We start from the raw sequence: 22962 nt of genomic DNA on the forward strand, positions 1-22962 counted from the left end.
TCCTCAGGCGATACGGGCGAGCGGAGGAGTCAGGGCGTCGCAGAACTCCGCAACGTTACTGACCCAGCCAAAAAAGGTTTCGATATTGAACAGGGCCGCCTTCTGGGCGAATTCCGGCCCGGCCTGATGGGTCGCGTCTTCCAGCACCACGCCGAAATACTCGAGGAAAAAGCCGTCGCGCAGGGTCGACTCCACGCAGACGTTGGTGGCAATGCCGGTGAAGACCAGATGGCGAATGCCCCGGCTGCGCAGCAGGCTGTCGAGCGGGGTGTTGAAAAAGCCGCTGTAGCGCGGTTTCGGCAGGACGATATCGTCCGCCTGCGGGACCAGCTCATCCACCAGCTGATAATCCCAGCCGCCCTTCGCCAGCAGCTTGCCCTGCAGTTCGGGCCGCTTGCGCATGGTTTTCAGGGCGTTCGACTTGTGGAAGTTCGGTGAACCGGGGCCACCGGCCTCAACGTACTGGTCGTCCCAGCCGTTCTGGAACCATATGATAAGCATGCCCGCGGCGCGCGCGGCGGCGACGGCGGTTTTAATGTTCTCAATCACAGGCCGGGTGGCGGAGACGTCGAACCCCGCCAGATCCAGATAGCCGCCCTGACTGGCGTAGGCGTTTTGCATGTCCACCACGATCAGCGCGCTTTGCTGGGGCGCGAAGGTGATGGCTTCCGGGCGTGCGTTAAGTGTCGTCATTACGCCACCTCCTTCGTGACGGCAGGGATGTGGGCGCGGCACTGCATCAGCGGCTGGATGCGCTCGCCGAAGGTCTCCACGCCGGTGAGGAAGTCATCGAAGGTCAGCAGGACGCCTTCCGCACCGGGAACGGCCGCCACTTCATCGAGCATTCTGGCGACGCTGGCGTACGAGCCGACCAGCGTGCCCATGTTGATATTGACCGCGGAGGTCGGGTCGGCCATCTGACGAACGTTGGTATCCGCCCCGGAGCGGGTGTCCTTCTGGCTCTGCTCGGTGAGCCAGCTCAGGGCTTCCTCGTCGGCGCCGTCCTTATAGCGCTCCCATTTCGCGCGCGCGGCGTCGTCGGTTTCGTCGGCAATCACCATAAACAGCACGTAGGAGCCCACGTCGCGCCCGGTTTTGTCGGCGGCTTCTTTCATGCGCGCGGCGGTCGGGGCGAAGGCGGCAGGCGTGTTAACCCCTTTACCGAAGCAGAAGTTAAAGTCGGCGTATTTCGCCGAGAACTCCATTCCCGCGTCGCTCTGCCCGGCGCAAATCACCTTCATCGGCACCGAGGGCTGCGGGCTGACGCGGCAGTCGTTCATGGTGAAGAAGTCGCCCTTGAAATCGCTTTTACCGGTACCCCACAGGTCGCGGAGGACCTGCACGTACTCGGTCAGGTAGTCGTAGCGGCGAGAGAAGTAATCGTCGCCCGGCCAGAGACCCATCTGCTCGTACTCCGGTTTTTGCCAGCCGGTCACCAGGTTGACGCCAAAGCGTCCGCCGGAGATGGAGTCGATGGTGGAGGCCATGCGCGCCACGATCGCCGGGGGCAGGGTGAGGGTGGCTGCGGTGGCGTAGATCTGGATCCGCGAGGTGACCGCGGCCAGCCCGGCCATCAGGGTGAAGGACTCCAGGTTGTGATCCCAGAACTCGGTTTTGCCGCCGAAGCCGCGCAGTTTGATCATCGAAAGCGCAAAGTCGAAATGGTAGTGCTCCGCTTTCTGCACGATGGCTTTATTCAGCTCAAAGGTCGGCATGTATTGCGGTGCAGTGGTCGAGATAAGCCAGCCGTTGTTGCCGATGGGTACAAATACGCCAATTTTCATCACGAACCTCTCTTCATTACGTCGCAGGTGTAACGGTGTTTTTGCAAAGGCAGTGCCAGTTTTGAAAATGGCAGTGTTATTAATGTGTTAATCAGAGGTTGGTGGTTTGATGTGATTAAATGTGGACTAACTGGTCAAAAACATTGCACAGAAAACAGGCATTCATGCGCGATCGGGGTGCAGGATGTCGTGGCGAGACGGGGGTTTTGCTATGCTGAGGGCAACGCAGAATAAGGAGAGCGGGAATGACACAAGGCGCAGTGAAAACACCAGGTAAACGTTCGCAGGCGGTGAGCGCCAAGAAGCAGGCGATCCTCAGCGCGGCGCTGGAGACCTTTTCGCAGTTTGGCATTCACGGCACGCGCCTGGAGCAGGTGGCGGAGCAGTCCGGGGTATCCAAAACCAATCTGCTCTACTATTACCCGTCGAAAGAGGCGCTCTATGTCGCGGTGATGCAGCAGATCCTCGATATCTGGCTGGCGCCGCTGAAAGCGTTCCGCGAGGAGCTGGCCCCGCTGGTGGCGATCAGGGAGTACATTCGCCTGAAGCTGGAGGTGTCGCGCGATTACCCGCAGGCATCACGGCTGTTCTGCCTTGAGATGCTGCAGGGCGCGCCGCTGTTGCAGGCGGAGCTGACCGGAGATTTAAAGCAGCTGGTGGACGATAAGTCGGCCATTATCGCCGGATGGGTGGCCAGCGGAAAGTTGGCCCCGGTAGATCCGCATCATCTGATCTTTATGATTTGGGCCTCCACCCAGCATTACGCTGACTTTGCGGCCCAGGTCGAGGCGGTGACCGGAAAAACGCTCCAGGACGAAGCGTTTTTCCACAGCACCCTGGAAAACGTGCAGCGGATGATTATCGAAGGGATCCGCTTGCGCTAGTTCCCCGGTGGGAGAGGGCAGCTTAAGTCGCCCTCTTCACACTGCATCAGCGAGGCCAGAAACGCCTCGCGCTCCACGGTTTTCTCCGCCAGGCACTGATTCACGATCATCGGCTGAACGCTGCCGCCTTCCGTCCCCGAACCGATAAACGCACAGTCCGCGTCGCGCAGGGCAATCCAGGCCTGCTGCGCCTTTTTCAGCAGCTCGCGCTGAGGGGCTTCCGCACGCTTGACGGCGGCCTGATAGGTCTGGTTGAGCTTTTTGTCGGCAGCCTGATACTGCTGCGCGCTGCAGGTATTCAGTTCAACCTGGGTGGTCGCTTTGTCGCACTCGTCGGCCAGCGCGCTGGCGCTCAGCAGCAGCGCTGCGCCTGCGAGAAATACTCTTTTCATCATCCCCTCCGTGTAAAAAAGCCGGATGCGCTGCGCTTATCCGGCCTACGGTTGTTTTGTAGCCCCGGTAAGCGTAGCGCCACCGGGGAGAGTTTACACGATTAACCGATGGTCATCAGGCTGGCGTTACCGCCCGCTGCCGCGGTGTTGACGCTGAGCGAGCGCTCCACGTACAGACGCTCCAGCAGCAGGTTGGTCTCCCCGCGCGCGAAGCCCTGCACCGAAACAATCGCCCCGCTGCGGGCCGCAACCTGCTCGCACAGCTCGCGCAGCTGGTCAGAATCACCGTGATAAATCACGGCATCAAACGGCTGCGTCAGCAGCGCATCGGCTTTCGCGAAGTGAATGCGGGCCGAGACCGCTTTCGGCAGCTGTTTGGCCAGGTCGCGATGCAGCGCATCGTCCGGCCACAGCACTTCACACCCGGTGGCCATCGCGGCGGCCAGCTGTACCAGCGCGTCCTGCTCGTTATCCGCCACGCACAGAACGCGCTCGCGCGGCATCAGCGTCCAGGTATTGCGCTCGCCGGTCGGCCCCGGCAGCAGACGCTGCGTACCGGCCTGTGCCAGCTCGCCATACTGCTGCGCAATCGCACGCAGCTCTGGACGATTATCAGCCCACTTAATCAGCGCGTCCAGCGGCTGGGTCAGCACGGTTTTCAGCTGCGCATCCACCGGATACTCCGCATCCTGACGCGCCAGGGTAACGCCCAGCGCGTTCTCAGGACGGTTCGCCAGCAGACGGTACAGGTAGAGCGGACCGCCCGCTTTCGGACCGGTGCCGGAGAGGCCTTCACCGCCGAACGGCTGCACGCCCACGACCGCGCCAACCATGTTGCGGTTGACGTACAGGTTGCCTACTTTGGCGCTGCCGGTCACCTGCGCGATGGTCTCGTCGATACGGGTATGCACGCCGAGCGTCAGGCCATAGCCGGAGGCGTTGATCTGCTCAACCAGCTCGTTGAGGTTGTTACGGTTGTAGCGCACCACGTGCAGCACCGGACCGAAGACCTCTTTTTTCAGCTCGTCGAAGCTCGCCAGCTCGATAAGCGTAGGCGGCACAAAGGTGCCGGAACGCCACTCGCGGGCGTCTTCGCTGTTGTCTCGCACCGCCTGGAACACCGGACGGCCTTTCGCGCGCATGGCCTGAATGTGGTTTTCAATATTGGCTTTGGCTTCCGCATCGATCACCGGCCCGATGTCGGTGGTGAGACGGCCCGGGTTGCCCATGCGGCATTCGGCCATCGCGCCGCGCAGCATTTTAAGGGTGTGGTCCGCCACGTCATCCTGCAGGCACAGCACGCGCAGGGCGGAGCAGCGCTGACCGGCGCTGTCGAAGGCGGAGGCCAGCACGTCAACCACCACCTGCTCGGTGAGGGCAGAGGAGTCGACGATCATGGCGTTCATGCCGCCGGTTTCCGCGATGAGCGGCGTAGGACGACCCTGCGCATCCAGACGGGTGGCAATATTGCGCTGCAGCAGCGAGGCCACTTCGGTCGAACCAGTAAACATCACGCCGCGCACGCGGTTATCGGAGGTCAGTTTGGCGCCCACGGTTTCACCGCGGCCCGGCAGCAGCTGGACCACGCCCGCCGGTACGCCGGCTTCCAGAAGAATGTTGATGCCCTGCGCGGCAATCAGCGGGGTCTGCTCTGCCGGTTTTGCCAGCACGCTGTTGCCGGCGGCCAGGGCGGCGGCAATCTGGCCGGTGAAGATCGCCAGCGGGAAGTTCCACGGGCTGATACAGACGACCGGGCCGAGCGGACGGTGGGTTTCGTTGTCGAAATCATCGCGCACCTGACCGGCGTAGTAGTGCAGGAAGTCGACCGCCTCGCGCACTTCGGCGATGGCGTTGCTGAAGGTTTTACCCGCTTCGCGCACCAGAATGCCGATGAGCGACTGCATCTGGTCTTCCATCAGCACCGCCGCGCGTTCCAGAATGGCGGCACGCTCCTGCGGCGGGGTGGCGAACCAGATAGGGGCGTTATTCACCGCGCTGTCCAGCGCCTGATCCACCTCCGCTTCGGTGGCTTCACGCACGTAGCCGACGATATCTTTTGGCTCCGCCGGGTTGATGACCGGCTGCATGTCGCCGTCAGCAACGGGCTGCTCCAGCATCGGTTTCGCCTGCCACTTCTGCAGCGCGCTGTTGAGCAGGGCAGAGGAGAGGGACGCCAGACGGTGTTCGTTGGCGAGATCCAGCCCCGCCGAGTTGACGCGACCCTTGCCGTACAGCTCGCGCGGCAGGGCAATCTTCGGATGCGGCAGGCCAATCTGGCCTTCCTGCGCCGCCATCTTCTCAACGGCCTGCACCGGATCGGCGACCAGCTCGTCGAGTGGCAGCGTGGTGTCGGCGATGCGGTTAACGAAGGAGGTGTTCGCGCCGTTTTCCAGCAGGCGACGCACCAGGTACGCCAGCAGGGTTTCGTGGGTACCCACCGGGGCGTAAATGCGGCACGGGCGGTTCAGCTTGCCGTCCGCTACTTTACCGGTCACCTGCTCGTACAGCGGTTCACCCATGCCGTGCAGGCACTGGAACTCGTACTGGCCCGGGTAGTAGTTCTGCCCGGCCAGGCTGTAAATGGCCGCCAGGGTGTGGGCGTTGTGGGTGGCGAACTGCGGATAAATCAGGTTCGGCACGCCGAGCAGTTTTTTCGCGCAGGCGAGGTAAGAGACGTCGGTATAGACCTTGCGGGTGTAGACCGGATAGCCTTCCAGCCCTTCCATCTGGGCGCGTTTGATTTCGCTGTCCCAGTAGGCCCCTTTCACCAGGCGGATCATCAGGCGACGGCGGCTGCGGCTGGCCAGGTCAATCAGGTAATCAATGACGAACGGGCAGCGCTTCTGGTAGGCCTGGATCACGAAGCCAATGCCGTTCCAGCCCGCCAGCTCCGGCTCGAAGCACAGTTTTTCCAGCAGATCGAGGGAGATCTCCAGACGGTCGGCCTCTTCGGCGTCGATGTTGATGCCGATATCATACTGGCGCGCCAGCAGGGTCAGGGACTTCAGGCGCGGGTAGAGCTCTTCCATTACCCGATCGTACTGCGCGCGGCTGTAGCGCGGGTGCAGGGCGGAGAGCTTAATGGAGATGCCCGGGCCTTCATAAATACCGCGACCGTTGGACGCTTTACCGATGGCGTGGATCGCCTGCTGGTAAGAAACCATGTAGGCCTGCGCGTCGGCGGCGGTCAGCGCCGCTTCGCCCAGCATGTCGTAGGAGTAGCGGAAACCTTTATCTTCCAGCTTGCGGGCGTTCGCCAGCGCTTCGGCAATGGTTTCCCCGGTGACGAACTGCTCGCCCATCAGACGCATCGCCATGTCCACGCCCTTGCGGATCAGCGGCTCGCCGCTCTTGCCGATGATGCGGTTCAGGGAGCGGGACAGGTTGGCTTCGTTATGGGTCGAGACCAGTTTGCCGGTGAACAGCAGGCCCCAGGTCGCGGCGTTGACGAACAGCGACGGGCTGCGGCCAATGTGCGAATGCCAGTTGCCGTTACTGATCTTGTCGCGGATCAGCGCGTCGCGGGTGGCTTTATCCGGAATACGCAGCAGCGCTTCCGCCAGGCACATCAGCGCCACGCCTTCCTGTGAGGAGAGGGAAAACTCCTGCAGCAGACCCTGAACCATCCCGGCGCGGCCGGTGGCGGTTTTCTGGTTACGCAGTTTGTCAGCCAACTGGTACGCCAGGCTGTGCGCCTGTGCGGCAATAGCTTCCGGCAGACGGGCCTGCTCCAGCAGCATCGGTACGGCGTCGGTTTCGGCGCGACGGTACGCACCGGTGATGGCGGCGCGGCTGACGGACTGCGGGAGGATCTGCTCGGCGAATTCGAGGAACGGCTGATGGCTTTCATCGCCAGCGGCTGGCGCGTCTTCGCTTTCATTGGCGGCACCGGCGAGCAGGGCAGGCAGCTCCGGCAGGCCCTCGTCGCTCTCGAGTCTTTCGAGATAGTTAAAAATCGCCTGCTTAATTAACCAGTGCGGCGTGCGATCAATGCGGGTTGCTGCGGTCTTAATCCGTTCGCGGGTCGCGTCATCCAGCTTAACCCCCATGGTGGTCATACCCATGCCAAAGCTCCTGTTGTGCTTTCATCGTGTTTGGTCGTTAGCGTGAAATATCCACCATGTTGCAACTTTGTGCAACCGTGTTAAATGTGACCTGGTTTGCAACCCAGAAAATGAATGGATTGTTAACGAATGGTTAGCTGGAAAAACGTGCTGGCTTTGTCGCGGAAAGCCTGGTTTTATGCGGGAGTTAACACTTTTCAAAGGTGCAACCCGTAAAAGCGTGAGCGAGTGCAACCTATAGGAAACTCGTATCAAGCCGGGGATGAAATTGATGTAAATGCAGTGTTAAATCGTTTGTCAGCGGAGGGCGCATACGGCAGGATAGCGCGCCCAACCGAAACACAAGATACCGTCACCTCGTTCCGGTGATCATATAACAAGGCAACCCGGATGGTTGTCGCTCGACACTTTTGGAGAATTTGAATGGCAATTAGCACACCGATGCTGGTGACATTTCTCGTTTATATTTTTGGCATGATCCTGATAGGGTTTTTGGCGTGGCGTTCCACGAAAAACTTTGACGACTACATTCTGGGCGGACGCAGTTTAGGCCCGATGGTGACCGCACTCTCCGCGGGCGCATCGGACATGAGCGGATGGCTGCTGATGGGTCTGCCGGGTGCGATTTTTATCTCCGGTATCTCGGAAAGCTGGATCGCCATCGGTCTGACCGTGGGCGCGTGGATCAACTGGAAGCTGGTGGCGGGCCGTCTGCGCGTGCATACCGAGGCTAACAATAATGCCCTGACGCTGCCGGACTACTTCACCGGACGCTTTGAAGATAACAGCCGCATTCTGCGCATTATCTCTGCCGTGGTTATCCTCCTGTTCTTTACCATCTACTGTGCCTCCGGCATCGTGGCGGGCGCGCGCCTGTTCGAAAGCACCTTCGGCATGAGCTACGAAACCGCCCTGTGGGCCGGTGCGGCGGCGACCATCCTCTATACCTTCGTGGGCGGGTTCCTGGCGGTAAGCTGGACCGACACCGTGCAGGCAAGTCTGATGATCTTTGCCCTGATCCTGACTCCGGTGATTGTGATTTTCACCGTTGGCGGCTTTGGCGAATCGCTGGAAGTGATCAAGCAGAAGAGCATTGAAAACGTCGACATGCTGAAAGGGCTGAACTTTGTCGCCATCGTCTCCCTGATGGGCTGGGGTCTGGGCTACTTCGGTCAGCCGCACATTCTGGCGCGCTTTATGGCGGCGGATTCTCATCACACCATCGTTCATGCGCGTCGCATCAGCATGACGTGGATGATTTTGTGTCTGGCGGGCGCGTGTGCGGTCGGTTTCTTCGGTATCGCCTACTTTAATAACAACCCGGCGCAGGCGGGCGCGGTGAACCAGAACGCCGAGCGCGTGTTCATCGAACTGGCGCAGATTCTGTTTAACCCGTGGATTGCCGGTATTCTGCTCTCTGCGATCCTGGCGGCGGTGATGTCCACCCTGAGCTGCCAGCTGCTGGTCTGCTCCAGTGCGATCACCGAAGACCTCTACAAAGCCTTCCTGCGTAAAAACGCGAGCCAGAAAGAGCTGGTGTGGGTAGGGCGCTTTATGGTGCTGCTGGTGGCGCTGGTGGCGATTGCGCTGGCGGCCAACCCGGAAAACCGCGTGCTGGGTCTCGTGAGCTACGCGTGGGCGGGCTTCGGTGCGGCGTTTGGTCCGGTCGTCCTGTTCTCCGTCATGTGGTCCCGTATGACCCGTAACGGCGCGCTGGCGGGGATGATTATCGGTGCGGTGACCGTTATCGTCTGGAAACAGTTCGCCTGGCTGGGCCTGTACGAAATCATTCCTGGCTTCATCTTCGGCAGCATCGGTATCGTGGTCTTCAGCCTGCTGGGTAAAGCACCGTCTGCCTCCATGCAGAAACGCTTTGCGGAAGCCGACGCGCATTACCACTCCGCGCCGCCGTCTAAGCTGCAGCCGGAATAATTTTTCCCACGGAAAACCGTAGGCCGGGTAAGCGCAAGCGCACCCGGCTTTTTTCTTGCCAAAATCCGTCTTTTCCTGTGATATCCCTGTGCTTATAACAATGAGGATAGCGAAGCATGACAATCAAAACAGGGTTAATGGCGGCGGCATTATTGATGCTGGCGGGCTGCAGCGCGCCATCGCAACACGCGGCGGTGGAGACCTGCAAAGCGGATAGCCAGATGCAGCAAACCACGCTCTATTTCGGCTTAAACCGTCCTGCCGGGGCGCAGATTACCAGCAACGAGTGGCAGCAGTTTGTTGACCAGGACGTGACGCCGCGCTTTCGCGATGGCTTAACGGTGTTTGATGCCCGCGGGCAGTGGCTGGGGAACGACGGAAAAGTGGCGCGCGAGCCGAGCAAGGCGCTGATGCTGATCCACGGTAAAGATGCGCAGAGCGAGAAGAACATCGAAGCGTTACGCGGGATTTATAAGTCCCGCTTCGCGCAGGAGTCGGTGATGCGTGTCGATCAGCCGGTGTGCGTGCAGTTTTAATGAAAACGGCGGGAATTCCCGCCGTTGTTGTTTTGTAGACCGGGATCGCTGCGCGCCACCCGGCATTGCATCAGAGCACCAACCCCGCAAAGCTCGCCGACAGCAAACTCACCAGCGTCGCGCCGTACACCAGACGCAGCCCGAAACGCGATACCACGTTACCCTGCTGCTCGTTCAGGCCCTTAATCGCCCCGGCCACGATGCCGATGGAGGCAAAGTTCGCGAACGAGACGAGGAAGACGGATAAAATCCCCAGCCCGCGCGGGGACATCTGGTGGGCTATTTTCTGCAGCTCAATCATCGCCACAAATTCATTCGCCACAAGCTTGGTCGCCATAATGCTGCCCGCGTTTAAGGCATCGCTCAGCGGAATCCCTACCAGCCACGCCAGGGGATAAAATACATAGCCCAGGATCTGCTGGAAGCTCATGCCAAATACGCTGGAGAAGAGGGCATTAACGGCGCTAATAAGCGCGATAAAACCGATCAGCATCGCCAGAATAATCATCGCCACTTTAAAACCGGCCAGAATATACTCGCCGAGCATCTCGAAGAAGCTCTGGGATTCATGCAGTTTTTCAAGCTTAACATCCGGTTCCGCTTCCGGGCGCGCCGGGTTGATGACCGAGAGGATAATAAAGGTGCTGAACATGTTGAGAATCAGCGCTGCGACGACATATTTGGCGTCGAGCATGGTCATATACGCCCCGACAATCGACAGGGAGACTGTCGACATGGCCGTGGCCGCCATGGTGAACAGACGACGCGAGGAGAGATCGCCCAGCACGCCTTTGTAGGCAATGAAGTTTTCCGACTGGCCGAGGATCAGCGAGCTCACCGCGTTAAAGGATTCCAGCTTGCCCATACCGTTCAGTTTTGACAGCAGCGTACCGATTACCCGAATAAAAATTGGCAGGATCCGCCAGTGCTGAAGAATACCGATCAGCGCGGAAATAAAAATAATCGGACAAAGCACGCCGAGGAAAATGAACGCCAGCCCTTTTTCACCCATACCGCCAAAGACGAAATTGGTGCCTTCGCCAGCAAATTTGAGCAGTGACTCAAAAAATCCTGAGACGTATTTAATCAGGAATAACCCGCTTTCGGCGTGCAGGAAAAAGAACGCCAGCGCAATTTCAATAACAATCAGCTGTAAAACAAAACGAACCCGAATTTTCCGGCGGTCAAAACTCGTAAGCCAGGCGAGCGCAAGAATAATCACCAGCGCCAGCAGGAAATGGACAATTTTAAACATGGTTTATTTTCAGTTAGGTTGTGAGGCGGATATTTAGCCACAGCCCTGAATCAGCGTAAATGGGCATTTTCGTTATAACTTATAAACCTGAACGTTACGTACGTCACTATTATCAGGCTTTGCGTTTACAACTCGTCATCAAAACACCGCACATTTCGCTTGTTTTTCTTTCCGTCGTAATGATAATCACTATCACAAGAATTTACCTTTCTTTGCATCAGTTGACCGCGATAAACATTTAAGGTGTCGGCATGTTTGTTCCATTTCTCATTATGTTACGTGAAGGGCTCGAAGCCGCCCTTATCGTGAGCCTCATCGCCAGTTATCTGAAGCGAACCCAGCGCGGGCGCTGGATTGGCGTCATGTGGGTCGGGGTATTCCTTGCCGCGGCGCTCTGCCTGGGCCTGGGCATTCTCATTAACGAAACCACCGGCGAGTTCCCGCAGAAAGAGCAGGAGCTGTTTGAAGGTATCGTCGCCGTGATTGCGGTGGTGATCCTCACCTGGATGGTGTTCTGGATGCGTAAAGTCTCGCGTAACGTGAAGGTGCAGCTGGAGCAGGCGGTGGATAACGCGCTGCAGAAGGGGAACAACCACGGCTGGGCGCTCATTATGATGGTCTTTTTCGCCGTCGCGCGTGAAGGGCTGGAGTCTGTTTTCTTCCTGCTGGCGGCGTTTCAGCAGGATGTGGGGATCTGGCCGCCGCTGGGGGCCGTGCTGGGCCTCGCCACGGCCGTGGTGCTCGGTTTCCTGCTGTACTGGGGCGGTATCCGCCTGAACCTGGGCGCCTTCTTCAACTGGACCAGCCTGTTTATTCTGCTGGTGGCCGCGGGTCTGGCGGCGGGGGCGATTCGCGCCTTCCATGAAGCGGGCCTGTGGAACCATTTCCAGGACGTGGCGTTTGACCTCAGCAACGTTCTCTCCACGCACTCTCTGACCGGCACCCTGCTCGAAGGTATCTTCGGCTATCAGGAAACGCCGAGCGTCAGCGAAGTGGCGATGTACTTTATTTATCTGGTTCCGGCGCTGGTGCTGTTCGCAATGCCGCCGCGTACCGGCACGCAGGCGTCGCGCGTTGCGCCGTAATTTTTGATTTAGTGACAACATACTTTTAAAGGGAAGAGTCATGGCAATTCAGTTCCGTCGTAGTGCGTTATGCGCAGGCATTGCCGCGCTGTTCGCTTCTGCTTTCTCCGCCTGGGGCGCGGATGTTCCACAGGTTAAGGTCACCGTCAACGACAAGCAGTGTGAGCCGATGACCCTCACGGTGAACAGCGGTAAAACCCAGTTTATTATTCAGAACCACAGCCAGAAGGCGCTGGAGTGGGAGATCCTGAAAGGCGTTCTGGTGGTGGAAGAGCGTGAAAATATCGCCCCTGGCTTTAGCCAGAAGATGACCGCCAACCTGCAGCCGGGCGAGTATGAGATGACCTGCGGCCTGCTGACCAACCCGAAAGGGAAGCTCATCGTCAAAGGTGAAGCGACGGCCGATGCGGCGAAAGGCGCTGCGGTGCTGAGCCTGGGCGATGCAATTACCGCGTATAAGGCGTACGTCACGAAAGAGACGGCGGAGCTGGCGACGGCAACCAAAGCCTTTACCGATGCGGTGAAGGCCGGGGATATCGAAAAAGCGAAATCCCTCTATGCGCCAACCCGTCAGCACTACGAGCGCATCGAGCCGATCGCCGAGCTGTTCTCTGACCTTGATGGCAGCATCGATGCCCGTGAAGATGATTTCGAGCAGAAGGCCGCCGATCCGAAATTCACCGGTTTCCACCGTCTGGAGAAAGCCCTGTTTGGCGACAACACCACCAAAGGGATGGAGAAATACGCTGAGCAGCTGAACAGCGATGTGCTGGAGCTGCAAAAGCGCATCAGCGAGCTGGCCTTCCCGCCGTCTAAAGTGGTGGGCGGCGCGGCCGGTCTGATTGAAGAAGTGGCCGCGAGCAAAATCAGCGGCGAAGAAGATCGCTACAGCCATACCGACCTGTGGGACTTCCAGGCAAACGTCGACGGCGCGCAGAAAATTGTTAACCTGCTGCGTCCTCAGCTGCAGAAAGAGAACGGCGAGCTGCTGGCCAAAGTGGACGCCAACTTCAAAAAGGTCGACACCATTCTGGCGAAGTACCGTACCAAAGACGGCTTTGAAACCTACGACAAGCTGACCGATGCCGACCGTAACGCGCTGAAAGGCCCGATTACCGCCCTGGCGGAAGATCTCTCCCTGCTGCGTGGCGTACTGGGTCTGGACTAAGCACGATGGATAAGCACAACGAGAGTGACGTGGCAGAGCCTTCCCGTCGTCGGTTGTTAAAAGGGGTGGGGGCGCTCGGGGGCGCGCTTGCTCTGGCTGGCGGGTGTCCGGTGGCGCACGCGGCGAAACCGCAAAGCGCGCCCGGCACGCTGTCACCCAACGCCCGCATGGAGACGCAGCCGTTTTATGGCGAGCATCAGGCGGGCATTCTGACGCCGCAGCAGGCGTCGATGATGCTGGTGGCCTTTGATTCGCTGGCCAGCGATAAAGCCGATCTGGAACGCCTGTTCCGCCTGCTGACGACGCGCATCGCGTTTCTTACCGCCGGTGGACCGGCGCCCGATACGCCGAACCCGCGTCTTCCGCCAATGGACTCCGGCATTCTGGGGCCTTTCATCGCCCCGGATAACCTGACCATTACCGTTTCGCTGGGTGAATCGCTGTTTGACGCGCGCTACGGGCTGGCAAAACAGAAGCCGAAGGCGCTGCAAAAAATGACGCGCTTCCCGAATGATTCCCTGGACGCCGCCCTCTGCCACGGCGATCTGCTTCTGCAGATTTGCGCCAATACGCAGGACACGGTAATCCACGCCCTGCGCGACATCATTAAGCACACGCCGGATCTGCTGAGCGTGCGCTGGAAGCGGGAAGGGTTTATCTCTGACCACGCCGCCCGCAGCAAAGGGAAAGAGACACCGGTGAACCTGCTGGGCTTCAAGGACGGCACGGCCAACCCGGACAGCCATGATAGTGCGCTCATGAAGGAGGTGGTGTGGGTCACTGCCGATCAGGGCGAACCGGCATGGGCGGTGGGCGGTAGCTATCAGGCGGTGCGCATTATTCAGTTCCACGTGGAGTTCTGGGACCGCACGCCGCTCAAAGAGCAGCAGACGATCTTCGGTCGCGATAAGCAAAGCGGGGCGCCGCTCGGCATGAAGAACGAGCATGATGTGCCTGACTACGCCCGCGATCCGAATGGCGACGTGATTGCGCTGGACAGCCATATTCGTCTGGCCAATCCGCGTACCAAAGAGACGCAGTCCAGTCTGATGATGCGTCGGGGATACAGCTATTCGCTCGGCGTGACCAATTCCGGTCAGCTCGATATGGGGCTGCTGTTCGTCTGCTATCAGCACGATCTCGAGAAGGGGTTCCTGACGGTACAGAAGCGCTTAAACGGCGAAGCGCTGGAAGAGTACATTAAACCTATCGGCGGCGGCTATTTCTTTGCCCTGCCAGGCGTGCGCGACAGCAACGCGTATCTCGCGCAGGGTCTTATTGAAGCCTGATAATTGTCCCCGCAACCGTTCGCGGGACATTATTTTTTCATATGACTATCCTGCTGTTATATTTCTGTAATATTTCTATATGAGACTGATTTCAACTGTAGGGACAGTCCTAAAAGTTGCATTCAGGTAAAATAAATGTTGCATTTATGATAACTCCTGATGTACTTAAGATAAGACAGCGGTAGTTCCCGGCAGTGATACTGAATCACTATGGAGATCGCGAATGGTTGCGTCCTGTACTGGACAAGGTAAACATAACAACCGCAGCACCCGGCGCGGAGGCTCAGACTCCGGCAGCGATTTCCTCACCACTAAATTTTCCCCCCTCCCTCAAGAATCTGATTCGACCGACGTGCAGAACGGTGCGCGTAGCTGTTCCGTATCGTCATCCGATAGTGCAAGCAATGGCTTACAAGGAAGCCAACCCTCTGATGTTCGTGCGCATAATCGTGCCGACGCTGGCGCGTGTGATGAATACCAACAACTCAAGGTGCTATCCATGGGAAGACAAAAAGCAGTGATCAAAGCTCGTCGCGAAGCAAAACGTGTGCTGAGACGGGATTCACGTAGCCATAAACAGCGTGAAGAAGAATCGGTCACCTCGCTTGTGCAGATGAGTGGCGTAGAAGCAATTGGCATGGCCCGTGACAGCCGTGATAATTCTCCAATTGTGGCGCGCAATGAGGCTCAGGCGCACTACCTGAATGCTATCGAGAGTAAACAGCTCATCTTTGCAACCGGTGAAGCCGGATGCGGGAAAACCTGGATCAGTGCAGCCAAAGCGGCGGAAGCGCTGATCCATAAGGACGTGGAAAGAATCATTGTTACCCGTCCGGTACTGCAGGCTGATGAAGATCTCGGCTTCTTGCCCGGTGACATTTCGGAGAAGTTTGCCCCGTACTTCAGGCCCGTCTATGACGTGCTGGTGAAGCGGCTGGGTGCATCCTTCATGCAGTACTGCCTGCGGCCAGAGATTGGCAAGGTGGAAATCGCGCCGTTCGCCTATATGCGCGGACGTACATTTGAAAATGCGGTCGTCATTCTTGACGAGGCTCAGAACGTGACCGCTGCGCAAATGAAGATGTTTTTAACGCGCCTCGGGGAGAACGTGACGGTTATCGTTAACGGCGATATTACCCAGTGTGACCTGCCGTCCGGCGTGAAATCCGGACTGAGCGACGCCATGTCACGTTTTGAGGAAGATGAGATGATTGGGGTGGTACGCTTCACCAAAGATGACTGCGTGCGCTCGGCGCTCTGCCAGCGCACGCTACAAGCGTATTACTGAGTGTGCAGTTGCGTTCAAGGCCCGGGAAACCGGGCTTTGTTTTGTGTGCAGGCATGTTGTCGGGTGGCGCTGCGCTTACCCGACCTACAATACCCGTAGGCCTGGTAAGCGCAGCGCCACCAGGCATAAAGAGCGCAGGGAGTTTCAAGGTTCGAATCCCCCCTTTCGGAGAATATAAAAGAAAAAAGCCCGTACTTTCGTACGAGCTCTCATCTTGAATATGGCGGTGAGGGGGGGATTCGAACCCCCGATACGTTGCCGTATACACACTTTCCAGGCGTGCTCCTTCAGCCACTCGGACACCTCACCATATTGTTTTGCTGCCTGACCGCGTGGGGGGCAACGGGGCGTTACTATAGGGAGTTGCGCTGACACGGTCAAGCAGATTTTCAGCTTTAGTGCCTGTTCGGTTAAGCAATAATCAGCTCCACGGTTTTTACGCCGCGGAGCAGGGGATTAACGCTGTGAATCGAGCACTTCGCTGTTTTTAACCACTTCCTGCGCTTTGCTGTAGCTTTCGATCAGCAACTGATAAGCCGGGAAGATGTGGGTGTACACTTCCGCCCACTCCGCTGCATCTTCACGGTTCCAGGTACGCTGGATCTCAGAGGCCACCGCCGCCGTATCCATCGGGACCACACCGGCCTGTACAACGCGCGCCAGCGTGATCTCCTGCGCCATTTTGCTGTAGGTGCCGGAGGCATCAATCACCGCAAACACCTTATACCCGTCCGCAACCGCGCTGATCGACGGGAAGGCCATGCAGACGCTGGTAATGGTACCCGCAATGATCAACGTCTTACGCCCGGTGGCTTTTACCGCCGCCACGAATTCCGGGTTATCCCAGGCGTTGATCTCGCCTTTGCGGGCAACATATTGCGCATGCGGCGCGTTGGCGTGGATCTCCGGGATAAGCGGTCCGTTCGGCCCTTGCGGGACGGATGCGGTGGTGATCACCGGGATCTTCGCCAGGGTAGCGATTTTTGCCAGCGCTGCCGCACGGGCACGCAGTTCCGGCATTGGCATATCACCAACGGTCTGGAACAGACCGCTCTGGTGATCGATAAGGAGCATCACAGCATCGTTCACATCGATGACCGGACGGGTTCCATTAAAATTCGCAGGTGTAGACATGTTCTTCTCCTTTATTACGTTCAGAGCTGGCCGAAGCGGCCGGAATTGAAATCACGAATGGCTTCGTTGATTTCGGCTTTACTGTTCATCACAAACGGGCCGTAGCCCACGATCGGTTCATTCAGCGGCTCGCCGGCCATCAGCAGCACTTTTGCATCGCTGTTCGCTTCCAGGTGCAGTTTGTCGCCTTCCTGACTTAACACGACCAGCTGGGCTTCACCCGCCTGAGCGGTACCGTTTACCGTGATGCTGCCTTCAAGCACGACCAGCGCCGTGCTCCAGCCTTCCGGCTGAGCGAGCGTCAGATGGCTTCCCTGGTTCAGCGCGAAGTCCCAGACGTTGAGCGGCGAGAAGGTGTGCGCCGGGCCGGTCACCGTGTCGTAGCGACCGGCAATAACCCGCAGCGTTCCACCGTCGTCAGGCAGCGTCACTACCGGGATGTCGGCTTTCGTAATGCTCTGGTAGCCCGGTGCGGCCATCTTGTCTTTCGCCGGCAGGTTGACCCAAAGCTGCATCATTTTGAGTTCTCCGCCTTTTTGCGAGAACGCGCTGGAGTGGAACTCCTCGTGCAAAATGCCTGCGCCGGCGGTCATCCACTGCACGTCCCCGGGGCCAATGACGCCGCCTTTCCCCGTGGAGTCGCGATGCTCCACTTCACCGGCATAGACGAGAGTGACCGTTTCAAAACCCCGGTGAGGGTGTTGGCCTACGCCGCGTTTCGCATCGTCTGCCGGAAAGGTGTATGGGCCCGCGTAGTCCAGCAGCAGGAACGGGCTGAGCGGCTCGCCGTGCGTCTGATAGGAGAACATTGAACGGACCGGGAAACCGTCGCCCACCCAGTGCTGACGAGGAGCGGTATAAACGCCAGTGATGTTTTTCATGATTAACTCCTGATGTTCTGTTGATGTAATTAGCTTATATTCAGGGTTAATATCCCGGTAGATAGTGAAAATGGCATTCACTGTTCTGAAAATAGAACGATGAGGATTTATGCAGGATCTCAATGACTTCGTCTGGTTTGTGAAGGTAGTGGAGTACGGGGGGTTTGCGGCGGCGGGAAGGGCGCTTGACCAACCCAAGTCCAAACTGAGCCGCAGGATCGCGCAGCTGGAGGAGCGGCTTGGCGTACGGTTGATACAGCGCACGACGCGGCAGTTTACGGTGACGGAAGTGGGGCACACTTTCTATCAGCACTGTAAGGCAATGCTGATAGAAGCAGAAGCGGCAGAGGAGGCCGTTGCTGCGCTGCAGGCTGAGCCGCGCGGCGTCGTCAGGATCACCTGTCCCGTCACGTTACTGCACGTCCACGTGGGACCGATGCTGGCGCGGTTTATGGCGCGCTACCCCGGGATTAATCTCCAGCTTGAGGCCACCAATCGTCGGGTCGATCTTGTTGGCGAAGGTATTGATGTGGCTATCCGCGTGCGTCCGCGTCCGTTTGATGACAGCGATCTGGTGTTAAGGGTGCTGGCTGACAGGGGGCATTGCCTGGTGGCAAGTCCGCAGTTGATTGAACGTATGGGTAAACCGCGAATGCCTTCCGAGCTCAGTGAATGGCCTGGATTAAGTATGGGGGCCGGTAAACAGGTGCATAAATGGGAGCTCAGTGGTCCAGAAGGGGCGAAAGCGGAGATCCACTACGCACCGCGCTTTATTACCACCGACATGCTGGCATTGCGGGAAGCAGCGATGGCGGGCGTGGGCGTTGTACAGTTGCCGATATTGATGGTGAAGGATCAGCTTGCGTCAGGGGAACTGGTACGGGTGCTGGACGCGTGGGAACCCCGACGGGAAGTGATTCACGCGGTTTATCCTTCGCGGCGCGGCATGCTGCCGTCGGTCAGGACGCTGGTGGATTTTCTGACTGAAGAGTATGCGAAGATGGTGGAGGAGTAGCTTTTTGTAGGTCGGGTAAGCGCAGCGCCACCCGACATAAAGAGCGCAGGGAGTTTCAAGGTTCGAATTCCCCCCTTTCGGAGAATATAAAAGAAAAAAGCCCGTACTTTCGTACGAGCTCTCATCTCAAATATGGCGGTGAGGGGGGGATTCGAACCCCCGATACGTTGCCGTATACACACTTTCCAGGCGTGCTCCTTCAGCCACTCGGACACCTCACCATATTGTCATCCCGTTGTTGACGGGACGGGCGCTAATGTAAGGAAAAGCCGAACTGCCGTCAACTCACTTTTTCAGTAATTTAGCGCGTTTAGACAAACTTCAGGCAACATGATTCTTAATTGTGCTGAAAGCGTCTTTTTTATCAGCAACACAGCCGCGCAATAAATTTGTTATGCTGACAACCTCGTTAAAAAGCAAAATAAATCAGCGCAATAAAAGGCAGGAATGACTATGGATATACTTTTCTATCACCCCACGTTTGATACGGCCTACTGGATCGAGGCGCTCACGGCAGCTTTACCCGGCGCACGCGTTCGCGAGTGGAAGCGTGGAGATAACGAACATGCTGACTATGCGCTGGTCTGGCATCCGCCGGTAGAAATGCTCCAGGGCCGTAAGCTGAAGGCCGTTTTTGCCCTGGGGGCGGGCGTGGATTCCATTCTGAGCAAGCTGAAGGCGCACCCTGACATGCTGCCGGAAGCGATTCCCCTGTTCCGCCTGGAAGATACCGGAATGGGCCAGCAGATGCAGGAATATGCCGTCAGCCAGGTGCTGCACTGGTTCCGCCGTTTTGATGACTATCAGGCCTTTAAACAGCAGGCCCACTGGGAGCCGCTGCCGGATTACCGTCGCGAAGACTTTACCATCGGCATCCTCGGTGCGGGCGTGCTGGGCTCAAAAGTGGCTGAAGCTCTCGCTCCGTGGGGCTTCCCGCTGCGCTGCTGGAGCCGCAGCCGTAAGGACTATCCGGGCGTAGAGAGCTTTGCCGGAACGGATGAGCTTCCGGCCTTTCTGAACGGCACGCGCGTGCTGATCAACCTGCTGCCCAACACGGCGGAAACGGTAGGGATCATCAATGAAACCTTGCTCAACCAGTTAGCCGATCAGAGCTACCTGATGAACCTGGCGCGCGGGGTGCATCTGGTCGAGCCCGATCTGCTGAAGGCGCTGGACAGCGGAAAGCTAAAAGGCGCCATGCTGGATGTCTATAGCCGTGAACCGCTGCCGGTGGAAAGCCCGCTGTGGGCACATCCGCGCGTGGCGATGACCCCGCACGTGGCCGCCGTGACGCGTCCGGCAGAAGCGGTGGCGTACATATCCCATACCATCAGCGAAATGGAGAAGGGTAACGCGGGCACCGGCCAGGTTGACAGACAGCGCGGCTACTGAGAGAAACCCGGCGTTCGCCGGGTTTTTGCTAATATTCGCCGCTGATAACTGCTATCCTTTGGAAAAACCGCAGAGGAGAGAGAGATGTATCCCGTTGACCTGCATATGCACACCGTCGCCAGTACCCACGCGTATAGCAACCTCCATGATTATATCGCCCAGGCGAAGCTGAAAGGCATTAAGCTGTTCGCGATCACCGATCATGGTCCGGACATGGCGGATGCGCCGCACTACTGGCATTTTGTGAATATGCGGATCTGGCCACGTCTGGTGGACGGCATTGGGATACTGCGCGGCATCGAGGCGAATATCAAAAATACCGACGGTGAGATCGACTGCACCGGGCCGATGCTGACGTCTCTGGATCTTATCCTCGCCGGTTTCCACGAGCCGGTTTTTGCACCTCAGGATAAAGAGACCAACACCGCGGCGATGATTGCCACCATTGCCAGCGGCAATGTGCACATTATCAGCCACCCCGGCAACCCGAAGTACCCGATTGATATTCAGGCTGTCGCGCAGGCGGCAGCGAAGCACCGCGTGGCGCTGGAGATTAACAACTCCTCCTTTGTTCACTCGCGCAAGGGCAGTGAAGCCAACTGCCGCGAAGTGGCCGCCGCCGTACGCGATGCGGGCGGCATGGTGGCGTTGGGTTCGGATTCCCATACCGCCTTTACGCTGGGTGATTTCAGCGAGTGCCTGAAAGTGCTCAATGACGTTAACTTCCCGGAAGCGCAAATCCTGAACGTGACTCCGCGCCGCATGCTCGATTTCCTCGAATCGCGCGGCATGGAGCCGATTGCCGAATTTGCCGATCTTTAATTGTGTAATGGAATAATAAAAATGAACGAGTTTTCCATCCTTTGCCGCGTGCTGGGTACGCTCTATTATCGCCAGCCGCAAGACCCGCTGTTGGTTCCGCTCTTTACGTTAATTCGTGAAGGTAAGCTGGCGGAGAACTGGCCGCTGGAACAGGATGATTTACTGGCGCGTCTGCAAAAAAGCTGCGACATGCAGCAGATTGCGACCGATTACAATGCGCTGTTCGTCGGCGATGAGTGCCGCGTTTCGCCATACCGTTCTGCCTGGCAGGAAGAGGCGACGGAAGCGGAAGTCCGTGCTTTCCTCTCCACGCGCCGTATGCCGCTGAGCGATACGCCTGCGGATCATATCGGTACGCTGCTGCTGGCCGCTTCCTGGATTGAAGATAACGCCGGGGATGATGAGAACGAAGCTATCGAAACGCTTTTCGAAACGTACCTGCTGCCGTGGGTCGGAACATTCCTTGGGAAAGTCGAAGCCCACGCCGCCTCGCCATTCTGGAGAACGCTGGCACCGCTGACCCGCGACGCAATTGCGGCGATGTGGGATGAACTGGAAGAAGAGAACGAAGAGTGACTTAGATCACATAAATCCTGCAACGCCGAATTTCAATTTGCACATAATGTGCTTCTGATCGCATTTCTATGGTGCGCTTCTGCTAAGATGCGCGCCATGAACATATTACTTTGTATCGCAATAACAACGGGCATTCTCTCCGGGCTCTGGGGATGGGTGGCCGTGTCTCTCGGATTGCTCAGCTGGGCTGGATTCCTTGGCTGTACGGCCTATTTCGCCTGCCCGCAGGGGGGCGTCAAAGGGCTCTTTATCTCAGGCTGCACGCTAATGAGCGGGGTTATCTGGGCGCTGGTGATCATGAAAGGCAGCGCGCTGGCGCCGCATCTGGAGATGCTGGGGTACATCATGACGGGCGTTGTTGCCTTCCTGATGTGTATTCAGGCTAAGCATCTCCTGCTTTCGTTTGTGCCGGGCACCTTTATCGGGGCGTGCGCGACCTTTGCAGGGCAGGGTGACTGGAAGCTGGTCGTTCCTTCTCTGGCGCTGGGATTGCTGTTTGGCTATGCCATGAAAAACAGCGGTCTTTGGCTGGCGTCGCGGCGGGAAAAAGCGCAAGACATCACGGCGGTGAGCGAATAAAAAAAGGCGAGATAATCATCTCGCCTTTTTTATGCGCTTCCTGTCAGGATTCCGGAGGGACTGACATATCGCGGTATTTCACCAGTATCGGGTTCTGCACGTCTGCTTTGTTTTGCAGATCCCACAGCCCGCGGTCAATACCGTCGTTGATTAAGAAGATCACGCCGGTTTCAATGGCCGACATCAGACACATCATGACCGGCTCGTTAGAGGTGTAGCCAATTTCACCCTCCAGCAAACGCTGGTAATCGATGAAGCGGAATACCCCTGCCTGAACTTCATAAGAGAGGATGGTTTTGCTGGTGTTCACCGAAGAGAGCACTTCACCTGTACTGACGTTGACCACACGCAGGTTAACGGCGATTTGGTCGAGCTGGTACTGGGTATCCGCACCGATACCGAAGTACCGCGCGCCCGCACCACCCGATTTAACGTTACTTTCGTAACCAATAATCGACCCTTCAATCATCACGTTCGCTGCCGCCAGAGATTCCAGAGGCGTGCGGTTATTGGCCGCGACGGTACCATTCTCCTGTGCGGCACGAATGATTTTCCGTTCATTCAACAGGTTTTGAAGACCCTGACGTTCCAGCGGAATAAACCAGTGCGAATCCTTGAGCGCGGTAACCAGCATCGCGGTGGCACTTTGCGGCACGGCCGTGGAGAAGTTACTTGCCGGGTAAGGTTTGAATTGCCCGGTTTCATCCTGAATGTTGTATACGGAGACAAATATTTTCCCCGTTGGAGCAGGTAAATGCGTTAAATCACGATAACTCTGGGCCCGAGGCATTAATGTTGGTTTTGCAGCTTCTTTAGGTGGAGCAGTTAAACAACCGCTCAATAAGCACACTGCAACAAATATCAGGAAGCGCTGCATGATCGTTGT

General features: G+C 57.8%; 20 protein-coding genes and 2 tRNA genes. 12 read left to right on the plus strand and 10 right to left on the minus strand.

Annotation, left to right across the window (positions count from 1 at the left end; translation table 11 throughout):
- Positions 1–3 precede the first annotated feature (3 nt).
- Positions 4–693, minus strand: a complete 690-nt coding sequence (gene rutB, locus BFV67_RS07750) for a pyrimidine utilization protein B (RefSeq protein WP_047745127.1) — start codon at positions 691–693, stop codon at positions 4–6.
- A complete protein-coding gene (gene rutA, locus BFV67_RS07755) occupies positions 693–1784 on the minus strand; it encodes a pyrimidine utilization protein A (RefSeq protein WP_023617762.1) in 1092 nt (363 codons plus the stop codon). The genes rutB and rutA overlap by 1 nt, the downstream gene beginning before the upstream one ends.
- 245 nt (positions 1785–2029) lie before the next feature.
- Here rutA and rutR point away from each other — a divergent pair, with 245 nt between their 5' ends.
- Complete coding sequence (rutR, locus tag BFV67_RS07760) at positions 2030–2668, plus strand: HTH-type transcriptional regulator RutR (protein ID WP_025912986.1); 639 nt, start codon at positions 2030–2032, stop codon at positions 2666–2668.
- On the opposite strand, the gene BFV67_RS07765 is transcribed toward rutR, so the two are convergent.
- Together BFV67_RS07765 and putA are read right to left on the minus strand one after the other, a co-directional pair.
- Positions 2665–3060, minus strand: coding sequence for a lysozyme inhibitor LprI family protein (locus tag BFV67_RS07765; RefSeq protein ID WP_008499817.1), 396 nt, complete (start codon positions 3058–3060; stop codon positions 2665–2667). The two genes, rutR and BFV67_RS07765, sit on opposite strands and share 4 nt — an antisense overlap.
- A gap of 101 nt (positions 3061–3161) precedes the next feature.
- Positions 3162–7124 (minus strand): trifunctional transcriptional regulator/proline dehydrogenase/L-glutamate gamma-semialdehyde dehydrogenase, encoded by a 3963-nt coding sequence (putA, locus tag BFV67_RS07770; protein WP_023292814.1) that lies wholly within the window; start codon positions 7122–7124, stop codon positions 3162–3164.
- Positions 7125–7547: 423 nt separating this feature from the next.
- Here putA and putP point away from each other — a divergent pair, with 423 nt between their 5' ends.
- Both putP and BFV67_RS07780 read left to right on the plus strand, forming a co-directional pair.
- Positions 7548–9056, plus strand: a complete 1509-nt coding sequence (gene putP / locus BFV67_RS07775; RefSeq protein WP_008499815.1) for a sodium/proline symporter PutP — start codon at positions 7548–7550, stop codon at positions 9054–9056.
- Positions 9057–9172: 116 nt separating this feature from the next.
- Complete coding sequence (locus BFV67_RS07780; RefSeq protein WP_032651277.1) at positions 9173–9592, plus strand: DUF3574 domain-containing protein; 420 nt, start codon at positions 9173–9175, stop codon at positions 9590–9592.
- A gap of 70 nt (positions 9593–9662) precedes the next feature.
- On the opposite strand, the gene BFV67_RS07785 is transcribed toward BFV67_RS07780, so the two are convergent.
- On the minus strand, positions 9663–10847 hold the full coding sequence (locus BFV67_RS07785) for a NupC/NupG family nucleoside CNT transporter (RefSeq protein ID WP_021240801.1): 1185 nt from the start codon (positions 10845–10847) through the stop codon (positions 9663–9665).
- Positions 10848–11098: 251 nt separating this feature from the next.
- Here BFV67_RS07785 and efeU point away from each other — a divergent pair, with 251 nt between their 5' ends.
- The 4 genes from efeU to phoH all read left to right on the plus strand — a co-directional run bounded on the left by efeU (position 11099) and on the right by phoH (position 15677).
- Positions 11099–11932, plus strand: coding sequence for an iron uptake transporter permease EfeU (gene efeU / locus BFV67_RS07790; RefSeq protein WP_069598110.1), 834 nt, complete (start codon positions 11099–11101; stop codon positions 11930–11932).
- 40 nt (positions 11933–11972) lie between these two features.
- Positions 11973–13100, plus strand: a complete 1128-nt coding sequence (gene efeO, locus BFV67_RS07795) for an iron uptake system protein EfeO (RefSeq protein ID WP_021240800.1) — start codon at positions 11973–11975, stop codon at positions 13098–13100.
- A 5-nt stretch (positions 13101–13105) separates the two neighbouring features.
- Positions 13106–14389: an iron uptake transporter deferrochelatase/peroxidase subunit gene (efeB, locus tag BFV67_RS07800; protein ID WP_032651282.1), complete on the plus strand. Its 1284-nt coding sequence runs from the start codon at positions 13106–13108 to the stop codon at positions 14387–14389.
- A gap of 499 nt (positions 14390–14888) precedes the next feature.
- Positions 14889–15677 carry a phosphate starvation-inducible protein PhoH gene (gene phoH, locus BFV67_RS07805; RefSeq protein ID WP_008503509.1) on the plus strand — a complete coding sequence of 263 codons (789 nt, stop codon included), beginning with the start codon at positions 14889–14891 and terminating at the stop codon, positions 15675–15677.
- A gap of 221 nt (positions 15678–15898) precedes the next feature.
- Here the strand turns inward: phoH and BFV67_RS07810 are convergent.
- The 3 genes from BFV67_RS07810 to BFV67_RS07820 form a co-directional block, all read right to left on the minus strand.
- Positions 15899–15986: transfer RNA gene (locus BFV67_RS07810), tRNA-Ser, on the minus strand.
- A 147-nt stretch (positions 15987–16133) separates the two neighbouring features.
- Positions 16134–16811, minus strand: a complete 678-nt coding sequence (locus tag BFV67_RS07815; RefSeq protein WP_008503510.1) for an isochorismatase family protein — start codon at positions 16809–16811, stop codon at positions 16134–16136.
- 20 nt (positions 16812–16831) lie between these two features.
- Positions 16832–17692 carry a pirin family protein gene (locus BFV67_RS07820; protein ID WP_069598111.1) on the minus strand — a complete coding sequence of 287 codons (861 nt, stop codon included), beginning with the start codon at positions 17690–17692 and terminating at the stop codon, positions 16832–16834.
- A 109-nt stretch (positions 17693–17801) separates the two neighbouring features.
- Here BFV67_RS07820 and BFV67_RS07825 point away from each other — a divergent pair, with 109 nt between their 5' ends.
- Complete coding sequence (locus tag BFV67_RS07825; protein ID WP_025912992.1) at positions 17802–18707, plus strand: LysR family transcriptional regulator; 906 nt, start codon at positions 17802–17804, stop codon at positions 18705–18707.
- Positions 18708–18840: 133 nt separating this feature from the next.
- Here BFV67_RS07825 and BFV67_RS07830 read toward each other — a convergent pair.
- Positions 18841–18928 (minus strand) — tRNA-Ser (locus BFV67_RS07830).
- Positions 18929–19160: 232 nt separating this feature from the next.
- On the opposite strand from BFV67_RS07830, the gene ghrA reads away from it, so the two are divergent.
- From ghrA to BFV67_RS07850, 4 genes are all read left to right on the plus strand, one after another.
- Complete coding sequence (gene ghrA / locus BFV67_RS07835; RefSeq protein ID WP_069598112.1) at positions 19161–20099, plus strand: glyoxylate/hydroxypyruvate reductase GhrA; 939 nt, start codon at positions 19161–19163, stop codon at positions 20097–20099.
- Positions 20100–20183: 84 nt separating this feature from the next.
- The gene (locus BFV67_RS07840; protein WP_008500850.1) at positions 20184–20921 is read left to right on the plus strand and encodes a phosphatase; all 738 of its coding nucleotides are present in this window, start codon (positions 20184–20186) and stop codon (positions 20919–20921) included.
- A gap of 21 nt (positions 20922–20942) precedes the next feature.
- Positions 20943–21497, plus strand: a complete 555-nt coding sequence (locus tag BFV67_RS07845) for a TorD/DmsD family molecular chaperone (protein WP_069598113.1) — start codon at positions 20943–20945, stop codon at positions 21495–21497.
- A 96-nt stretch (positions 21498–21593) separates the two neighbouring features.
- A complete protein-coding gene (locus tag BFV67_RS07850) occupies positions 21594–22076 on the plus strand; it encodes a DUF1097 domain-containing protein (RefSeq protein WP_072203727.1) in 483 nt (160 codons plus the stop codon).
- 43 nt (positions 22077–22119) lie between these two features.
- Here the strand turns inward: BFV67_RS07850 and csgG are convergent, their stop codons facing one another.
- Complete coding sequence (gene csgG / locus BFV67_RS07855) at positions 22120–22953, minus strand: curli production assembly/transport protein CsgG (RefSeq protein WP_021240792.1); 834 nt, start codon at positions 22951–22953, stop codon at positions 22120–22122.
- Between the last annotated feature and the right edge of the window lie 9 nt (positions 22954–22962).

Source organism: Enterobacter roggenkampii (assembly GCF_001729805.1).
GTDB lineage: Bacteria > Pseudomonadota > Gammaproteobacteria > Enterobacterales > Enterobacteriaceae > Enterobacter > Enterobacter roggenkampii.